Source organism: Streptomyces sp. NPDC050564 (assembly GCF_044457265.1).
Classification (GTDB): Bacteria; Actinomycetota; Actinomycetes; order Streptomycetales; family Streptomycetaceae; genus Streptomyces.
Map to the genome: position 1 here is coordinate 35,336 of NZ_JBITGS010000023.1, position 17,777 is coordinate 53,112.

The 17,777-nt window shown below is 70.1% G+C and carries 11 protein-coding genes; 3 read left to right on the forward strand and 8 right to left on the reverse strand.

The features are described 5' to 3' along the window. Nucleotides 1-58 precede the first annotated feature (58 nt). The 3 genes from ACIBK0_RS32020 to ACIBK0_RS32030 are packed head-to-tail and all read left to right on the forward strand — an operon-like array spanning nucleotide 59 to nucleotide 5,866. Nucleotides 59-1,540, forward strand: a complete 1,482-nt coding sequence (locus ACIBK0_RS32020) for a family 43 glycosylhydrolase (protein WP_399087576.1) — start codon at nucleotides 59-61, stop codon at nucleotides 1,538-1,540. Nucleotides 1,541-1,559: 19 nt separating this feature from the next. After that, nucleotides 1,560-3,005 (forward strand): family 43 glycosylhydrolase, encoded by a 1,446-nt coding sequence (locus tag ACIBK0_RS32025; protein ID WP_399087578.1) that lies wholly within the window; start codon nucleotides 1,560-1,562, stop codon nucleotides 3,003-3,005. 56 nt (nucleotides 3,006-3,061) lie between these two features. Next, the gene (locus ACIBK0_RS32030; RefSeq protein ID WP_399087581.1) at nucleotides 3,062-5,866 is read left to right on the forward strand and encodes a beta-L-arabinofuranosidase domain-containing protein; all 2,805 of its coding nucleotides are present in this window, start codon (nucleotides 3,062-3,064) and stop codon (nucleotides 5,864-5,866) included. 14 nt (nucleotides 5,867-5,880) lie between these two features. Here the strand turns inward: ACIBK0_RS32030 and ACIBK0_RS32035 are convergent, their stop codons facing one another. From ACIBK0_RS32035 to ACIBK0_RS32070, 8 genes are read right to left on the reverse strand one after another with little or no spacing between them, the layout of a single operon-like run. Then, complete coding sequence (locus ACIBK0_RS32035) at nucleotides 5,881-6,855, reverse strand: TauD/TfdA dioxygenase family protein (RefSeq protein ID WP_399087583.1); 975 nt, start codon at nucleotides 6,853-6,855, stop codon at nucleotides 5,881-5,883. A 32-nt stretch (nucleotides 6,856-6,887) separates the two neighbouring features. After that, nucleotides 6,888-7,847: an AEC family transporter gene (locus ACIBK0_RS32040; protein WP_399087585.1), complete on the reverse strand. Its 960-nt coding sequence runs from the start codon at nucleotides 7,845-7,847 to the stop codon at nucleotides 6,888-6,890. After that, entirely contained in the window at nucleotides 7,835-8,740 is a 906-nt protein-coding gene (locus tag ACIBK0_RS32045) for an aminotransferase class IV (protein WP_399087587.1), read from the reverse strand. Before ACIBK0_RS32045 ends, ACIBK0_RS32040 begins: the two co-directional genes overlap by 13 nt. Before the next feature lie 10 nt (nucleotides 8,741-8,750). Continuing rightward, entirely contained in the window at nucleotides 8,751-9,581 is an 831-nt protein-coding gene (locus ACIBK0_RS32050; RefSeq protein ID WP_399087589.1) for a hypothetical protein, read from the reverse strand. Nucleotides 9,582-9,619: 38 nt separating this feature from the next. Continuing rightward, nucleotides 9,620-11,401, reverse strand: a complete 1,782-nt coding sequence (asnB, locus tag ACIBK0_RS32055; RefSeq protein ID WP_399087591.1) for an asparagine synthase (glutamine-hydrolyzing) — start codon at nucleotides 11,399-11,401, stop codon at nucleotides 9,620-9,622. Nucleotides 11,402-11,416: 15 nt separating this feature from the next. Further along, a complete protein-coding gene (locus ACIBK0_RS32060) occupies nucleotides 11,417-12,400 on the reverse strand; it encodes a peptidase (protein WP_399087593.1) in 984 nt (327 codons plus the stop codon). 5 nt (nucleotides 12,401-12,405) lie between these two features. Further along, the gene (locus tag ACIBK0_RS32065) at nucleotides 12,406-13,704 is read right to left on the reverse strand and encodes an ATP-grasp domain-containing protein (RefSeq protein ID WP_399087595.1); all 1,299 of its coding nucleotides are present in this window, start codon (nucleotides 13,702-13,704) and stop codon (nucleotides 12,406-12,408) included. Further along, entirely contained in the window at nucleotides 13,701-17,564 is a 3,864-nt protein-coding gene (locus ACIBK0_RS32070; RefSeq protein ID WP_399087598.1) for an amino acid adenylation domain-containing protein, read from the reverse strand. Before ACIBK0_RS32070 ends, ACIBK0_RS32065 begins: the two co-directional genes overlap by 4 nt. Nucleotides 17,565-17,777 lie beyond the last annotated feature (213 nt).

Here is a 17,777-nt window from a genome sequence, read left to right on the forward strand (position 1 = left end):
GAAGTTCCGCACAGCATACGAGATTTCGAACATTCCGGGCCGTCAAAGAGGACTCGCCGTGTTCCGCACCCGCCATTGGTTCGTCCTGGGGGCAGCGCTGCTCGCCCTGCTCACGTCGCTCGTCAGCGGGCCCGCCTCGGCTGCCGATGGCCGGCCGTACACCAACCCCATCAAGTCCCAGAAGGGCGCCGACCCCTGGCTGGAGTACTACAACGGCAACTACTACCTGGTGACGACCTCGTTCACGAACGAGCTGACCATGCGCAAGTCGCCGACGCTCGCGGGACTTTCGACGGCCCCGAGCGTGCAGATCTGGACGGACACCACCTCCGGCCGCAACGCGAACTTCTGGGCCCCGGAGATCCACTTCTTCAACGGCCATTGGTACCTGTACTACTCCGGGGCGCAGAGCGGAGCCGCCTGCTGCGACACCCAGCGCACGCACGTCCTGGAGAGCGCGGGCTCCGACCCGATGGGGCCGTACACCTACAAGAACGGCCTGACCGGCTCCAACCTCGATCTCGGCGGCTGGCTCATCGACGCCACCGTGCTGCAGTACAACAGCAAGCTGTACCTGGTGGGCAGCGGCTCCGTGGGCGGCAGCAAGCAGAGCCTGGTCATCGCGCCGATGAGCAACCCGTACACGCTGAGCAGTTCCACCTTCACCGTCATCTCCAGCCCCACACTGAGCTGGGAGACCTCCGGCGCCCCGGTCAACGAGGGACCCGAGCCGCTGTATCACAACGGCAGGACGTTCCTGACGTTCTCCGCCAGCTACTGCCAGACCGCGGACTACAAGCTCGGCCAGCTGGAGTTGACCGGCAGCGACCCGCTTTCCGCCGCGTCCTGGACGAAGAAGCAGACCCCGGTCTTCCAGCGCAATGACGCCGCAGGGGTCTACGGACCCGGCCACAACGGCTTCTTCACCTCGCCGGACGGCACCGAGAACTGGATCGTCTACCACGCCAACAGCTCCTCGAGCGGCGGCTGCGGCAACGGTCGTACGACACGGGCCCAGAAGTTCACGTGGAACGCGGACGGCACACCGAACTTCGGCAGCCCGGTCGCGACCGGGACCACTCTCGCGGGCCCGTCCGGAGAGACCGCGGCGACCCCCACGGCGTACACCGTGGTGAACCGCAGCAGCGGCAAGTGCCTGGACGTGGAGGGCGGCAACACCGCGGACGGCACCAACATCTTCCAGTGGACCTGCACCGGCGGGGCCAACCAGAAGTGGCGGATCGAGGACCAGGGCAACGACACCAGCCGCCTGGTCAATATGGCCACCGGCAAGGTCATGGACACCGCGGACTGCTCCACGTCCGACGGGGCGGACCTACGACAGTGGTCGTGGCTGAACAACAACTGCCAGAAGTTCCGGTTCATTTACACCGGAAGCGACTACGTCCGGATCGTGAACGCCAACAGCGGCAAGGTCGCCGACGTGGCCAACTGCGCGACGGCCGACGGCACCGACATACGCCAGTGGACCTGGCTCAACAACACCTGCCAGCAGTGGCAGCTCAAGCCCACCGTCTGACACCCGGAGACCCAGGATCATGAGACGTCTCATCGGCCGCCTGCTGACCGCGGTCCTGGCCACGCTGGCCGTGCTGACCGCCGGTACGCCCGCCCAAGCCGTCGCCCCGGCCTCGCCGGCCGTGACCTTCACCAATCCGGTCGCCGAGAAGCGCGCCGACCCGCACATCTTCAAGCACACCGACGGCTACTACTACTTCACCGCGACCGTGCCGGAGTACGACCGGATCGTGCTGCGCCGGTCCACCACGCTCCAAGGCCTGGCCACGGCCCCGGAGACCACCATCTGGACCAAGCACGCCGACGGTGTGATGGGTGCTCACATCTGGGCGCCGGAGATCCACTTCATCGACGGCAAGTGGTACGTGTACTTCGCGGCGGGGTCGACCAGTGATGTATGGGCGATCCGGATGTACGTCCTGGAGAGCAGCGCCGCGAACCCGTTGACCGGCGCCTGGACCGAGAAGGGCCAGATCGCCACCCCGGTGTCCTCCTTCTCGCTCGACGCCACCACGTTCGTCGTGAACGGCGTCCGCTATCTCGCCTGGGCCCAGCGCAATCCCGCCGAGGACAACAACACCAGCCTGTTCCTCGCGAAGTTGGCCAACCCCTGGACCATCAGCGGCACGCCGGTCGAGATCTCCCAGCCCACGCTGTCCTGGGAGACCGTCGGTTACAAGGTCAACGAGGGCCCGGCGGTCATCCAGCACGGCGGCAAGGTCTTCCTCACCTATTCGGCCAGCGCCACCGACGCCAACTACTGCCTGGGCATGCTGACCGCGTCCGCCTCCGCCGACCTGCTGAACGCCGCCTCCTGGACCAAGAGTCAGCAGCCGGTCTTCAAGACCAACGCCGCGACCTCCCAGTACGGGCCCGGCCACAATTCGTTCACCGTGTCCGAGGACGGCAAGTCGGACATCCTCGTCTATCACGACCGCAGCTACAAGGACATCACCGGCGACCCGCTCAACGACCCGAACCGCCGCACCCGCCTGCAGAAGATCTACTGGAAGGCCGACGGCACCCCCGACTTCGGCATCCCGGTCGCCGACGGCGTCTCCCCGGTCCGCTTGTCCTCGTACAACTACCCGGACCGCTACATCCGCCACTGGGACTTCCGGGCCAAGATCGAACCGAACGTCTCCTCTCTCGCCGACTCGCAGTTCCGGGTGGTGATCGGTCTCGCGGGCACGGGCACCGTCTCCCTGGAGTCGACCAACTACCCCGGCTACTACCTCCACCAGAAGAACTACGAGGTGTGGGTGGAAAAGGACGACGGGACGGCCGCGTTCAAGAGCGACGCCAGTTTCTACCGGCGGGCGGGGCTCGCCGACACGGCGTCCGGCGTCTCCTTCGAGTCGTACAGCTCCCCCGGCCGCTACCTCCGGCACTACAACTACCTGCTCTACACACAGCCCGCCGACACGACGACCGCCAAGGCGGACGCGACGTTCTACGCCGAGTAGTTCGCCGTCGAGCAGCTCTCCCCTCCCGCACGAACACGAGACGAGGAACGCTCACCATGACACCGCCCCTGTCCAGACGTGCCGTGCTGCAGACCGCGATACTCGCCGCGGCGGCCCCGGGAGTCGCCTGCGCCGCCGCCGGCAGGGCCGGAGCGGCCACGCTCCCGGCGCCGTCCGCCTGGACGCTCCGGCCGTTCCAGCTCAAGGAAGTGGCGCTCAGTGAGGGCCTGTTCGCCGCGAAGCGTGCGCTGATGCTCGACCACGGCCGCGGCTACGACGTGAACCGGCTGCTCCAGGTCTTCCGCGCCAACGCCGGGCTCTCCACGCTCGGCGCGGTCGCCCCCGGCGGCTGGGAGGGGCTCGACGGCGAGGCGAACGGCAACCTCCGCGGGCATTACACCGGTCACTTCCTGACGATGCTCGCGCAGGCGTACGGCAGCACGGGCGAGCAGGCGTACGCCGACAAGATCGGCTCCATGGTCGGGGCGCTCACCGAGGTGCGCGAGGCGCTGCGGCACGATCCGGCGGTGCTGAGCGTGGCGGGCCGGTTCGGGACGGGCGCGGAGCAGGTCCGGGGCTCCTACCAGTACCTCGACCTGCCGACCGACGTGCTCGGCGGTGCCTCGGCGATCACCCTGTCGGCCTGGGTGAAGCCGGCCCATGACGCCAACTGGGGCCGGGTCTTCGACTTCGGCAACGACACCACGCGCTATCTCTACCTCGCCGCCCGCAACGCGAGCGGGGCCCCGCGCTTCGCCATCACGACCGGTGGGCCGGGCGGCGAGCAGGGTCTCGACGGCGCCGCCGCGCTGCCGCTGAACGCGTGGAGCCATCTGGCGGTGACGATCGCGGGCGGCACCGGCACCCTCTACGTCAACGGCACCGCCGTGGCGCGCAACACGGCGATGACCCTGACCCCGGCGGCCCTGGGCGCCCTGAAGAACAACTGGCTCGGTCGCTCCAACTACGCCACCGACCCGGTGTTCGCCGGGGCGTTCGACGAGTTCAACGTCTGGTCGCGGGCGCTGACCGCCGACGAGATCACGGCATTGCAGAGCGGCCGGGCCGCCGACGCGTCGACCGGCCGCGGCGACCTGGCCTCGTACGCATTCGACGAGACGACCGGTGACACCTTCGCGGACGCCTCCGGGCGCGGCCTGGACGCCGTCCTGCGCCGCACCTGGGGCGGGCCGAGCCACCCGGGGTTCCTCGCGGCGTACCCGGAGACGCAGTTCATCCTGCTGGAGTCCATGACGAGCGGTGACTACACCAAGGTGTGGGCGCCGTACTACACCGCTCACAAGATCCTGCGCGGACTGCTGGACGCCTACCTCTGCACCGACGACGCGCGGGCACTCGACCTCGCGTCGGGGATGTGCGACTGGATGTACTCGCGGCTGTCCCGGCTGCCCGGCACCACCCTGCAGCGGATGTGGGGCATCTTCTCCAGCGGCGAGTTCGGCGGCATCGTCGAGGCGATCTGCGATCTGCACGCCCTCACCGGCAAGGCCGAACACCTCGCGCTGGCCCGGCTGTTCGACCTGGACAAGCTCATCGACGCGTGCGCCGCGGGCGACGACACCCTCGACGGGCTGCACGCCAACCAGCACATCCCCATCTTCACCGGGCTGCTGCGGCTGTACGACTCGACGGGCGAACAGCGGTATCTGAGCGCCGCGCGCAACTTCTGGGACATGGTCGTGCCGGTGCGGATGTACGGGATCGGCGGGACCAGCACCGGCGAGTTCTGGAAGGCCCGCGGTGTCATCGCCGGGACGATCGGCGCCACCGACGCCGAGACCTGCTGCGCGTACAACATGCTCAAGCTCAGCCGGATGCTCTTCTTCCACACGCGGGACCCGAAGTACATGGGCTACTACGAGCGGGCGCTCTACAACCAGGTGCTCGGCTCGAAGCAGGACAAGGCCGACGCGGAGAAACCGCTCGTCACCTACTTCATCGGCCTGACGCCCGGTCATGTCCGTGACTACACACCCAAGCAGGGGACCACCTGCTGCGAGGGCACGGGCATGGAGAGCGCCACCAAGTACCAGGACTCGGTGTACTTCAAGGCGGCGGACGGCAGCGCGCTGTACGTCAATCTGTACAGCCCGACCACGCTGACCTGGGCCGAGAAAGGCGTCACCGTCACACAGACCACGGACTACCCCAGGCAGCAGGGGGCCACGCTCACCATCGGGGGTGGCAGCGCGGCCTTCGAGCTGCGGCTGCGGGTCCCGTCCTGGGCGACCGACGGCTTCCGGGTGACGGTCAACGGCCGAGCGGTGAGCGGGACTCCGGTCGCCGGCCGCTACTTCACCGTCTCCCGGACCTGGCGTCGCGGTGACGTCGTGCGGGTCGCCGTGCCGTTCCGGCTGCGGGTCGAGAAGGCCCTCGACGACCCGTCGCTACAGACCCTGTTCTACGGGCCGGTCAACCTGGTCGCCAGGAACACGAGCGCGAGTTTCCTGCCGTTCGGGCTCTACCGCAACGCGGCTCTCTCCGGCGACCTGCTGCCCACGCTCACCCCCGTGACGGGCAAGCCGCTCCACTACGTGCTCGACGGCACCGAGTTCGCCCCCTTCTTCGAGGGGACCGCGGACCCCACTCACGCCTACTTCCGGCGTGCCGAGCCGCTGGTGGTCTTCGGCGGCCACGACTCCGGTGTCGCCAACCCGGCCGGGGAGGACGGCACCACCCTCCTGGACGAGATCTGGGCAGGGGCCCCTTTCAGCGGCAAGGGCGCGCTGCTCTCCCGGGTGCGGGCCACGGTGGACGCCTGGGTGGCCGCGGGCCTGCTCGGTGAGGCCGACGGCGAGAAGGTGGTGGAGACGGCGCGGAACGCCTCGTACGCGTCCTGACACCGGCGGGCGGATCACCAGGCCCGCAGGGGCTCCCCCGTCACCTGCCGGGAGGTGAAGCCGTCGGGGCCCACGGGGGTGTCACCGAGGAGGGTGACACGGTGCATGACGCGGTCCGCCCGCAGCTGGGCGAAGTCCGTCGGGGCGAGGTGGCACGTGGTGCGGTTGTCCCAGAAGGCGATGGAGCCCGGCTCCCAGCGGAAGCGGACCGTGTACTCGGCACTGGTCAGGTGCTCGAAGAGGAGGTCGAGGAGACGGCGGCTCTCCAATTCGGTGAAGCCGACGATCCGGGTGGTGGAGCCGGGGCTCACGAACAGGGCCTTCTCCCCCGTCTCGGGGTGGACACGGACGACGGGGTGGACGGCGACCTGCGGATCCTCGCAGTAGAGCTTCAGGATCTCGCGGTCGCGTTCGTCGGAGTGGCGCAGATGGACACCGGTGAAGAAGGCGTGCTCGGCCCGGAGCGAGTCGAGCAGGTCGCGCAGGGGCCGTGACAGGCCCTCGTACGCGGCCACGGTGTTCGTCCACTGGGTGTCCCCGCCGAACAGGGGCGTCGTCTCCGCCCGCAGGATCGACGCGTCGGGCGGGTTGACGGCCTGCGTGAGGTCGCTGTGCCAACCGGCGAGGGGGGAGACCCATTTGCGGCGGTAGTGCTCCTCGAAGTCGGCGCCGTAACGCTCGACGTCCGCCTTCGGGTCCACCGTGAGGATCTCCGGGAAGCCGTCCGGAGCGACCCCGTGCTTCTTGCCGGGTCGCCGGGTCGGCTCGCCGAAACGCCGCCCGAACGCGACGTGCCGCGCATGGCCGATGTCCGGGCCCCGGAAGAAGACGACCCGGTGGGTGAGGACGGCCTGCCGGATCTCGGCCACCGTGGCGTCGTCGAGGTCCTTGCCGAGGTCGACTCCCGATATCTCGGCGCCGATGTGCCCGGCGACCCGCCGGACGGCGATGCCGGCACCGCGCGTGCTCGCTTCCATGGTCGTGGTCATGTTTTCGCCTCCATTGGAGATTTCGGGTCCGCTCAGCCGACGTGCACCGCCCACTGCATCCACAGCGGGAGCAGGAACAGGGCCGCGACCGAGCTCTTGATGACGAGCGACGCCGACATGTCGACGCCGACGTCGTAGCGCTGGGCGAAGATGAACAGGTTCTGCGGGGCCGGCATCGCGGCGATGAGCACGAGGTACTTCAGCCAGTCGCCGTCGACGCCGAAGACGGCGGCGCAGACCGCCCAGGTCATCAGCGGGAAGACCAGGCACTTGAAGGCGATGAGCCCGAGCTCCTCCCGGGTGGTGCCCCGCACGGTGAGTCCGCTGCCGCCCAGGTGCAGTCCGAGGGCGAACAGCGCCACCGGGGACGCGCTGTCGCCCACGAACGAGAAGCCGTCCAGGACCGCCTTCGGGACGTGCAGCGACAGCAGATTGAGCAGAATGCCGGCGTTGCAGGCGAGGACGACCGGGGTGACGAGGGAAGCCCCCACGGCGCGCAGCAGCAGCCGGGGCCCCGTCCCCGCGCCGGCGTCGCGCTCCGGACGCCCCAGCTCCATGATCGAGATGATGACGAGGGTCAGGACGCAGACCTGGAAGAGGAGCACCGGGAAGATCGGGGCCGCGTTCCCGAAGAGCGTGATGAACACCGGTACGGCGAAGTAGGCCGTGTTCACCTGGACCCCGGCCATGATGCGCAGCGCGATGCCCCGGGGATCGCGTACGCCGCCCAGAGTCGCGAGAACGCCGACCGTCAGCACCGCGAGGGCCGCCGTGGTCGCGTACGCCAGGATGGCGCGCCAGTCGAACAGGGCGCCCAGATCGCTGCGGTAGATGTTGCCGAAGAGATAGCAGGGGACCGCGAAGAGGAACGCGTAGTCGGCGAAGGCCCGCGAGCTGTCCGCGGGCACGACCTTGCGGCGCGCGAGCAGGACGCCGCAGCCGAAGGCCAGCACGACCGGTACGAGTTTCTCCAGCGCGTTCAGTGCCCCCATGGACGTATGGCCTCCCCGGCGTCGGTGAGGGCACGGTAACCGGTGATCAGCCTGCGGATCACGGCGTTCTCGCCCGGTGCGTACGCGTGGTCGTCGATCCGGGAGACCGGCAGCAGCTCGCACGCCGTACCGCAGATGAACGCGCCGTCCGCCTCGCGGACGAAGGCGGGGCTCAGATACTCCACCGAACAGGGGATGTTCTCGCGGCGCGCCAGTTCCAGCACCTGGGCGCGAGTGATGCCGTCGATCGTGCAGCGGGTGGTGGGCGTGTGCAGGACGCCCGCACGGGTGAAGAAGACATGGGCGCCGGTGGCCTCGGCGATCAGGCCCGCGTCGTCCAGCAGCAGCGCGTCGTCGTAGCCGGCCCGCAGCGCCTGGTTCTTGCTGACCGTGCCGATCATATAGTTGCCCGCCGCCTTGCTCTTGACCGGCGCGAACTGCGGCGAGGGCCTGCGGTACTCGGCGGTCCGCAGGCTGATGCCCTGGTCGAGGACGTCGGCCGCCGCGTAGTAGCCGGCCGGGATCTCCCAGGCGGCGACCGAGGTGTGCACGGAGGTGTGCAGCGCCGCCGTCTGGATGACCTCCGAGCCGCGCCAGGCGTTCATGCGTATGTACCCGTCGCGGATGCCCGCCGCGGCGACCACGTCGAGGGTCGCGGCGTGCAGTACCTCGTCGCCGTACTCCAGGTCGAAGTCGAGGAGGCGTGCGGAGGAGCGCAGCCGGGCGATGTGCTCCCGCAGCAGGAACGGGGCGCCGCCGTAGACGCGTACGCCCTCGAACACGCTGCTGGCGTAGTGCAGTCCGTGGCTGAGGACGTGCAGGCGCGCCTCGGCCCACCGGACGAGGGAGCCGTCGAGCCAGATCTCACCGGTGCGCTGATCGAAGGGAAGCACCTGGGTCACCTCAGAGCGCGAGATCGAAGAGCGGGTGCTGGAGGTCGCCGACGAGGGCGACGAAACGGCGCTCGTGCGGGGTGACGCTGCGCACCGAAACGCCGTGCAGGGCCAGGGGGTTGATCGGATACATCACCAGGACGTTGCTGTCGTAGGTGATGGTGCCGACCTCCTCGACGTACTTCGGGTCGATGTCGAAACGGTTGTCGCCGTACTCGGAGGCGCTCGTGGTGAACCGGTGTGCGCTGTCGCGGTATTTGTAGAGCTCCAGGTGGCCGCCGGTGGCGTCGTCCTCGGGTAGCTTCATGTAGAAGAGACCGCCGAAGAGCTTGTACGGCTTGTCGACGTGCGGGCCGCGGTAGGACGAAGGGCGGCCGGTGACCGCCGAGTTGATGACGGCCGTGCAGTCCATGAGGATGTCGTGGGTCGCGAAGGTGTCGTGGTTGCGGCGGCCGACGCGCAGCGAGCGCAGGGGGCCGCACTGCGCCTCGGCGTCCGGGAGAGCGGCGATCAGGTCGTCGTGGAAGAGGTCGAGGAACTCGCGGTAGAACGCGGGCGAGGCGTGGTAGGTCACGAAGTCCTTCCACACCTGGGCCATCTCCGCGTCGGCCAGGATGTGCTGGGACATGTAGTTGTAGCGCTCGTTCGAGGTGATCGGCTTGCCGATGCGGGTGCCGATGTACTCGGCGGTCGGCATGCTGGTGGCGAGGGCCTGGTAGAGGTCCGGGCTCAGCGGGTTGTGCAGCACGATGTGCGGGAACGGGTCGCGGCGGATGTCGGCCCGGGTCGCCTTGGCGAGGATGGACTCGACGGCGATGGTGGTCGGTCGGGCATCGGGCATGTCGGCTCCTTCGAACACTTCGGTTGTGCCGCGTCGGGCTACGGTCGGAGATTCCTGGTGGCGAACCAGGTTTCGAGGATCAGCAGCGACCACAGGACCTCGGCCGCGTGCGTGTCGGGCCGCTCGGTCTGCATCCGGAACAGTTCGCGTACGGTGTCGCGGCGGATGTAGGCCCCGCAACGGGTGCGGGAGCCCAGCAGGGTGTCGCCGATTAGGTCGTACAGCGCCTCGCCCGGCTTGATCATCGCCGTGACGGGCAGGGTGAACGGCTGCTTGGGCCGGTCGAGGACGCTGCGGGGAAGCCGGCGGCGGGCGGCCTCGGCGACCGGAGCCTTGACAGTCTCGCCGACGACCTTGAGCGCGGGCGGCACGGCGTGCGCGAGACGCATCACGGACGGCTGCAGGAACGGGATCCGCGCCTCCACCGCGTGCGCCATGCTGAGGTGGTCGACGCGGCGCAGGATGTAGTAGGGGAACCGCTCCGTCTGGTCGTAGCGCAGCAGCGTCTCCAGCTTCCCGTGTCGGCCGCCGCGCACCCGCCGCTGGAGGTCGTCGCCGTTGGCATCTCCGAAGTGGCCACCACTGGAGCGGAGTTGGGCCAGATACTCGGGGGTGTAGAGCCGGGCCAGGGTCGCGGGGCCCGCCGCCGCCATCGTGTCCTGATAGGCGCGATGCCAGTTCGCCCCGTCGTCGCGGGCCGCCTTGACGTAACGGGCGTAGCCGCCGAACAGTTCGTCGGCGCCGTCACCGGTGAGGGCGACCTTGAAGCCGGCGTCGTGCACTGCCTCGAACAGCGCGAAGGTGCTCAGGCCGTGGGGGGCGTTGTTCGGCTGGTCGAGATGGCGGACGAACCGGTCGATCAGATCGGGGAAGTCGGCCGGGTCGACGACCACTTCGTGGTGGCGGGTACCGCAGTGCGCGGCGACCTCGCGGGCGAAGCGCCGCTCGTCGCCGGGCCAGTCGCCGCGGTAGGCGATGGTGAAGGAGTGCGGTCGGGGCACGGTGGCTGCCGCCAGGGCGGTGAGATAGCTGGAGTCGAGGCCGCCGCTGGTGACGACACAGACCGGTACGTCGGCGTCGAGCATGCGGGTGAGTTCATGGCGCAGGGTGCGGTCGAGCAGGTCGGCGACCGAAACGCTCTCCTCGACGGCCAGTGCGTCCAACTGATGTTGCTCGAAGTCGAGCTGGGATCCGTCGAAGCGCAGGACGCTTCCCGGCGGCAAGGTCCGTACCCCGGTGTACACCGTGCCCGGCCCCCAGATCGCCCTGCCGCCGAAGTACCGGTCGACTGCCGACGGGTCGATGGCGTCCGGGAAGTCGGGGAAGCGCGCCAGAGCCGCCGGCTCGGAGGCGAAGCAGAGTCTGCGTCCGTCGGCGGAGACGTAGTAGTAGAGGGACTTCATCCCGGCGTGGTCGGTGAACAGCTTCAGACAGGGCTCGTCCCGCCGGTCCACGATCGCGAGGGCGAACATGCCCTCCAGCCGCCGGACGAAGTCGTCGCCGTATCGCTCGTACAGCGGCAGCAGGACATCGCCGTCGCAGTCACCCTTGAACCGATGGCCCTGGGCGGCGAGTTCGGTGCGCAGTTCCCGGTGGTTGTAGATCTCGCCGTTGAAGACGCAGGTCATGTCGCCGAGGACGTAGGGCTGTCGGCCATGGGCGATCCCTTGGACGGCGAGGCGGTTGTTGCCGAGCGCCCAGCCGTCGCCGGTCCGCAGAGTCCGGGCGTCGGGGCCACCGTGGCGCTGGGCCTCCCCTACCGTGTGCAGGACGTCGGGGGCGATGGGCTCCCCGCCGAAGCTGCCGTAGATGCGGCACATGCGTGAACCCCCCGGTCACCCGACGACGGGCGCGTGACGGCGCCCGGCCGGTGTCTGACGGATGGCAGGTGCCTGGCGGACGGCCGGAGTCGGGCACGTCGCCGGTGACTGGCGGGCCGTCGGCAGGTGGCGGTCCAGGAACTCGGTGACGATCTCGACCTGGCGCAGGATGTCCTCCAGCTGACACGGCGTCGGGCTCACGCCGTGGCCCTCCAGCGCACTGTTGCCGGTCTTGAGGTGGACGGGGGCGGCCGCGCGGACGAACTCGGGTGCCTCGTAGGTGCGCACGAAACCGCCCGACAGCCGCGGATTGTCGACGTGGCAGTCCAGCGGGATCGACACCGCCTCGCGGATGGCCGCGATCATCGGCAGCGGCAGATCGCGCACCGGATTGAAACTGTTGGCGCCGAGCATCTCCAGCATCTGCGCGGAGCTGGGGTTGCCGTGACCGCAGTGGGCGGAGACCTTCAGATGGATGTCGGCCGGCAGTTCGCCCGCGGTGCGCAGCCGGTGCAGGACCCACAGCAGGCCCTCGTCGTAGACGACGAAGCCGCGCACCCCGGCCTCGATACCCCGCTTCACGTCCTCGATCGCGCGAACGATCTGCTCCTGGCCGCGCAGCCGGTAGCCGATGCGCGCGCCCTCGGGGGTCTGGACGCCCGCCCCGATGTCGTACGCGGCCCGCGGTCCGACCGACATCAGGATCTGCGCGCCGTACTCCTCCCCCAGTTCGGCGTAGGCGCGCAGCTCCCGGGCCGTGTGGCGGTACATGCCGCGGGTCTCGGTGACGCGGTTGATGGTGAAGCCCCGCCGGCGGCTCTCCGACAGGAGCGTCTCGGCGGCCTGCGCGGAGTTGACGGTGGGGACCTCGATCCGGAAGTGGCAGCCGTCGTCGAAGGTGCGCGGCGACTCCTCGACGAGCGCGGTGTCCTGCACGGGCAGCCCGAGCCGGCCGAGCTGGGCCCGGGTCTCGTCGAACAGGGGACTCGCAGAACTCACCGCGCTCACCGCGTCACCTCGATACCGAGTTGTTCGGCCGCTCTGGCGACGATCTCCTCGGCGACGCCGATGGACGTGGCGTGGTCGGGGTGCACGACCTGCACCTCGCCGAAGTTGCCGAGGTTGCCCCGGCAGGGCGCGAGCACATCGCCGTCGGGGAGGTTCAGGGTCAGCGCGTGCAGGGCGTCGCCGTACTCGTCGGCCCAGTCGAGGCTCGGCGGTCCGGCGGGCCTGCGCACGCGGTCCGCCGCTCCGAACCAGCGGACCGTCGCGTAGCGGTTGAACGCGATCGCTCCCAGCTCCACCGCCTCCTCGAGGTGGATGCGCACGAGCAGCTCGAACGGGTCGCCGCCGCCGGCGAGCTGGAAGAGGTTGGGCAGGCAGGAGCCCATCAGGCGCGGGTTGAGCTCGATGAGGCGGGGACGGCCGTCGTCGCCCAGCATGATCTCGACATGGAAGATGCCCAGACGCAGCCCGACGGCGGACACGGCCGCCTCCGCGAACGCCATGACCCGCTCGTAGGAGTCGGCGTCGATGGCCGCCGGGATCGTCGTACCGACCTCCAGCGCCTCGTGCCGGTCCCATGTCTTGCGCTCACTGACGGCGAGCCGCAGGAAGCGCCCGTGGGACAGCCCCAGCTCGGCCGACAGGAACCGGCCGGTCAGGTACTGCTCGACCAGGACGCCGTCCTGATAGGGGGCGCGGCCGGGCTTCACCTGCCGCCACAGGTCCCACAGCCGGGCCCGGTCGGGGACGATGTGCGCGCCTTCGCTCGCCGAACCCCTGGCCGGCTTGAGGACGACGGGGTAGCCGACCTCCGCGGCGAACGCGGCGGCCTCGACGTAGCCGCCGACGACGGCATACCGCGTGTCGTCGACGCCGGCGGCCGCCAGGACCTCACGGCAGCGGTGCTTGAGCTTGGCCGTCGCAGCGCCGTGCGCGCTGGTGAACGGGATGCCGAGCTCCTCCGCGACACGGGCCACCGGGACGACGAGGGCGTCGACGGTCGCCACGAATCCGTCGATCGGCCGCTCCCGGTGGACGGCGAGGACGCGGGCGCGCAGCGCCTCGGCGTCGGTCGCGTCGTCGAGGACGTGCACCGTGTCGACGTACTCCTGGTAGGACGAAGTGGTGAAGTCGATGTGCTGGGCGCGCTCCATGCGCAGCGAGCGGATGAGCGTCACCTCGTGGCCGAGCCGCTTGGCCGCCCGGAACGCCGGGGCGTTGCCGGTCTTCCAGGTCACGAACACCACGTGTCGGCGTCCACTCGGCACGGGTGGGCGCCCACTGACTGGGTCTGTCATCGGACCTTCCTTGTGAATCGCTGGCCTATGCGGACGAAGCCCGGGGTGTTCGTTCCGGGCGTGGGGATGAAGGAGATGGATCCGGCGAGGATGTTGCGCTCCGACATGGAGGTGAAGCCGCCGGCTCCGGAGGAGACGAGATCGCCCTCGTCGAGGAGCAGCCAGTCGCCGTCGCGTTGTCGCTCGGCGTAGGCGTACCGGAGCCGTTCGGGCCCCGGCAGGACGTCCAGCCGGTAGCCGTCGGATTCGTAGCGGCCCACGCAGTCGTCGAGCGCCATGCCGAAGGCGCGCCCGGTGCGGATGAGGCCTTCGCCGGTGAAGGCGCGCAGCAGGTCCTCGTAGAGGCCGAAGGCGGGGTAGGCGTTGGTGAGCAGAAGGAGGAAGGCGCGCTGCTCGGGGAAGATCTGGATGAAGTTGTGATGGCCGCTGCCGTTGGAGTTGAAGCCGAAGGCGGTGGGCCCGAACATCAGCCAGCCAAGTCCCCACGCGTGCATGAAGTGGTGGCCCGGCACGTCGATCTGCGGGGTGCGCATCTGTGCAGCGAGTTCGGCGGACAGCAGGCGCTCACCGCTCGCGGTGACACCGTCGTCGAGGGCGAGCTGGGCGATGCGCGCGAGTTCGGGGAGGGTGAGGCAGATCGAGAAGGATCCGGCGGCGTCGTCGGCGATGGTCTGCGGCCCGGGTTCGTGCCGTATGTATCCCCGGCCCGCCTCGCTCCACAGATATCCGGTGGCCACGGCGCCGTAGTGGTCCTCCGCCGTCCCGCTCTCCGGGACGGGCGTTATGCCCAGTGGTGTCAGCAGCAGCTCGTTGAGGGCGCGCCGCCAGGGCATGCCGAGGAGCTTTTCGATGAGACCGGCGACGATCGAGGTGCCGCACGCGGAGTACGCGAAGACCTCGCCGGGTTCGAAGAGCTGCCCGTAGTCCCGGAACGAGTCGAGGTAGTGGTCGAGGTCCGGGTGATCGGTGTCGTGCCAGACCTCGTAGGAGTCGTCGATTCCGCTGGTATGGCAGAGGAGTTGACGCAGCGTCACAGCTCGGGTCCGCCCGTCCCGTCGTACGACGGCGTGCGGCAGAAGACCGTCGAGGGGCTCGTCGAGCCCGACGAGTCTCCGGTCGACCAGACGCAGCGCAACGAAGGCGAGGAGCGCCTTGGTGATGCAGGTGACGCGCTGCCGGGAGTCGGCGGTGCGTGCGGGACCAGTCTCCATGTCGTCCATGCCGTGGTACGTGAACTGCAGTGCGCCGTCGGCGTACACGGCGGCCGCGGCGGCGGGAACGCCGTGCCCGCGCGCGGATTCGTGCAGGGTCCTGGCGACCGCGCGCAGCCGCTCGACGGTGCCGATGGCAGTCGGCGCGGCGGGAGCGCGTCCGCGGGCCCGGCGCAGCAGCGCGGCCTGGGCGCCGAGGGTGCGGTTCTCGTGGATGTCGGCGACGCGAAGGGGGGCCGCGCTCTCCTCGCTCAGGCGGGCGGCGAGCAGCGTGGCGAGCAGGGAGTGCCCGCCGACGGAGAAGAAGTCGAGATCCGGGGAGAGCCGGGAGAGACCCAGCAGGTCGCTCCACACCCGGGCGACGGCGGCCTCGTCCGGGTCGTCGCCGAGGTGCTCCGCACCTCCCCCGGCCGGTCCCCAGTCGACCGTACGGGCGGCCAGGGCCTTGCGGTCGACCTTGCCGTTGGGCAGCCGGGGCAGCCGGTCCTCGACCACGATCTTCGCGGGCTGCATGTAGTGCGGCAGCTTCCGGCGCAGCCGCTCGCTCATCGCGTCCACGGCGACGGGGTCGCCCTCCAGACCGACGTAGCAGACCAGCAGGGTGTCGTCCGCGCGCTGGACCGCGAGAGCGGCCACATCGCGCAGGCCGACAGTCTCCCGCAGCACGGCCTCGATCTCGCCGAGTTCGATACGGAAGCCACGGACCTTGACCTGGGTGTCCTTGCGGCCCATGAAGCGCAGTTCGCCGGTCTCGGTCCACTGAACCAAGTCGCCCGTGCGGTAAAGGGTGTCGACCGGTGCGCCGGTCAGATGGGCCGGGGCCGGCACGAAGGCCGCGGCCGTGCGTTCCGGGTCGTTGAGGTATCCGCGGGACAATCCCGCACCACCCAGGTGCAGTTCGCCGATCGCTCCCCGGGGTACCAGCCGCCCCGACGGGTCCAGCACGTACGCGACGGTGTTGGGCAGGGGCACTCCGATGGTGGGCTGCTGGGCGAGCGGGCCGGTGAAGTCCTTCCACGTCGAGTACGTGGTGTCCTCCGAGGGCCCGTAGAGGTTGAGGACGCGTCGCACGGAGGTCTTCTCGAAGGCGGCGTTGACGAGCTCCTTGGCGAGCGGTTCGCCCGCGACGTTCAGGACGACGGTGGACGGCGGCACGGCGTCGCGCTGGAGGAGCACATTCAGTGCGCTGGGCACCGTGTTGACGAGGGAGGGTCGCAGCCCCGGTCCGGATGCGTCGTGCCTCGGCGCCTGCTCCGTCAGCGCGAGGACGTTGTCGACGACCACGACGCAGCCGCCCATCGTCAGAGGGCACCACAGCTCGAACACCGACAGATCGAAGTTGAGCGAGGTGGCGAACAGGACGCGGGAGACCTCCTGGCGGGAGTACGTGTCCCACGCCCAGGCCAGCAGGGCCACCACATTGCGATGGCTGATCACCACGCCCTTGGGCAGGCCGGTCGACCCGGAGGTGTAGATCAGATGGGTGGCGTCCGAAGAGCTCACCGCGACGTCCACGGGGTCGGGCCGCTCGCCCTGGGCCCTCTCCCACAGCTCGGCCCACGGCAGCGCGGTCACGCCGGCCGGGCCGAGCCGGTCCCTGACGCCCGGATCGTCGAAGACCACGGCGGCCATCTCTGCCGTGGCGGCGATGGCGGTCAGCCGGTCGGCGGGATACGCCGGGTCCAACGGCACATACGCGCAGCCCGCCTTGTGCAGGGCCAGCAGCAGGCAGACGGTGTGGTGGCTGCGGGCCGTCGAGACCCCGACCCGCGCTCCGGGGGCGACCCCGTGGGCGAGGAGCGCGCGGGCGATCCGGTTGGCCCGCGCGTCGAGTTCTCGGTACGTGAGCACGGTGCCCCGCCACTCCGCGGCGGGCGCGTCGGGTGTGCGGGCGGCCTGGGCCTCGACGAGGGCGTGCAACGGGGTGCCGTCCGGGAAGGGGCGCGCGGTGGCGTTGACCTCGTCCAGCAGGAAACGCGTCTCCCGCTCGGAGAGCTTGAGCTCGTGCAGCGGCGCGTGGGGGCGGCGGGCGCCGTCCAGGAGGAGGGCCTCGTGGTTGGCGGCCATGCGGGAGACGACCTCGCGCGGGAAGAGCCCGGTGTCGTAGTGCAGGGTACGGCGGGCGCCCGTCCCGACTTCGAGCAGCAAGTCGAAGTCGCCCGAGAATACGGGGGGGTGCCCGGCCTCCTCCGAGCCGGCCTCCTCCGATCCGGCCCCCGACCCGGCCTCCGAGCCGAAGAGGACACCGACACGCAGTCCGGTCCCGAGGCCGGCGGCGGCACCCGGCCCAGGGGCCCGGTGCTGCTCCGCGAGCGAGGCGCCCAGCCCGGCGAAGGTGGTGTCCGCTTCGGCCCGGGAACGGAGCGCCATCACCCCGCCCGGCCCGCAGACCCGGCCCAGCGCGATGTCGCCCTGCCCGCTGTAGCGGTGGATCAGTACGGCGAATGCGGCCAGGGACTGCTCGGCGGCCTCCTGACCGGCCTCCGAGGACCAGGAGTACGCGGCGTGGGGGTCACCGGTGCCGAGGTCGCCCCGGGCGACGGGCAGCCTGAGCGCGGGGGCGGCAGGGCCGGCGGGAGGCTCCTGCCGCCGAGCCGCGCGCACCTCGACCGGCGGCCGCGGTCCCGCGACGGCGAGTGTGTCATCCACGGACTGAACTCCCTTTCCTCATCAGGAACTTGTGCAGCGACTTGTTGCACCGCGCGGTGGACGTGTGGCGCGCACGAAGGCGGCTTGTTGCACCGCCGGCTGGACGTGTGACACGCACGGAACGCATGGCGTGTGCGCGGCTGCGCACGAGGGCCGGCCGACGGCTCTCCTCCAGGACCCCCGCCGCTCCCGGCGGCGCGCCGCGCAACCGGG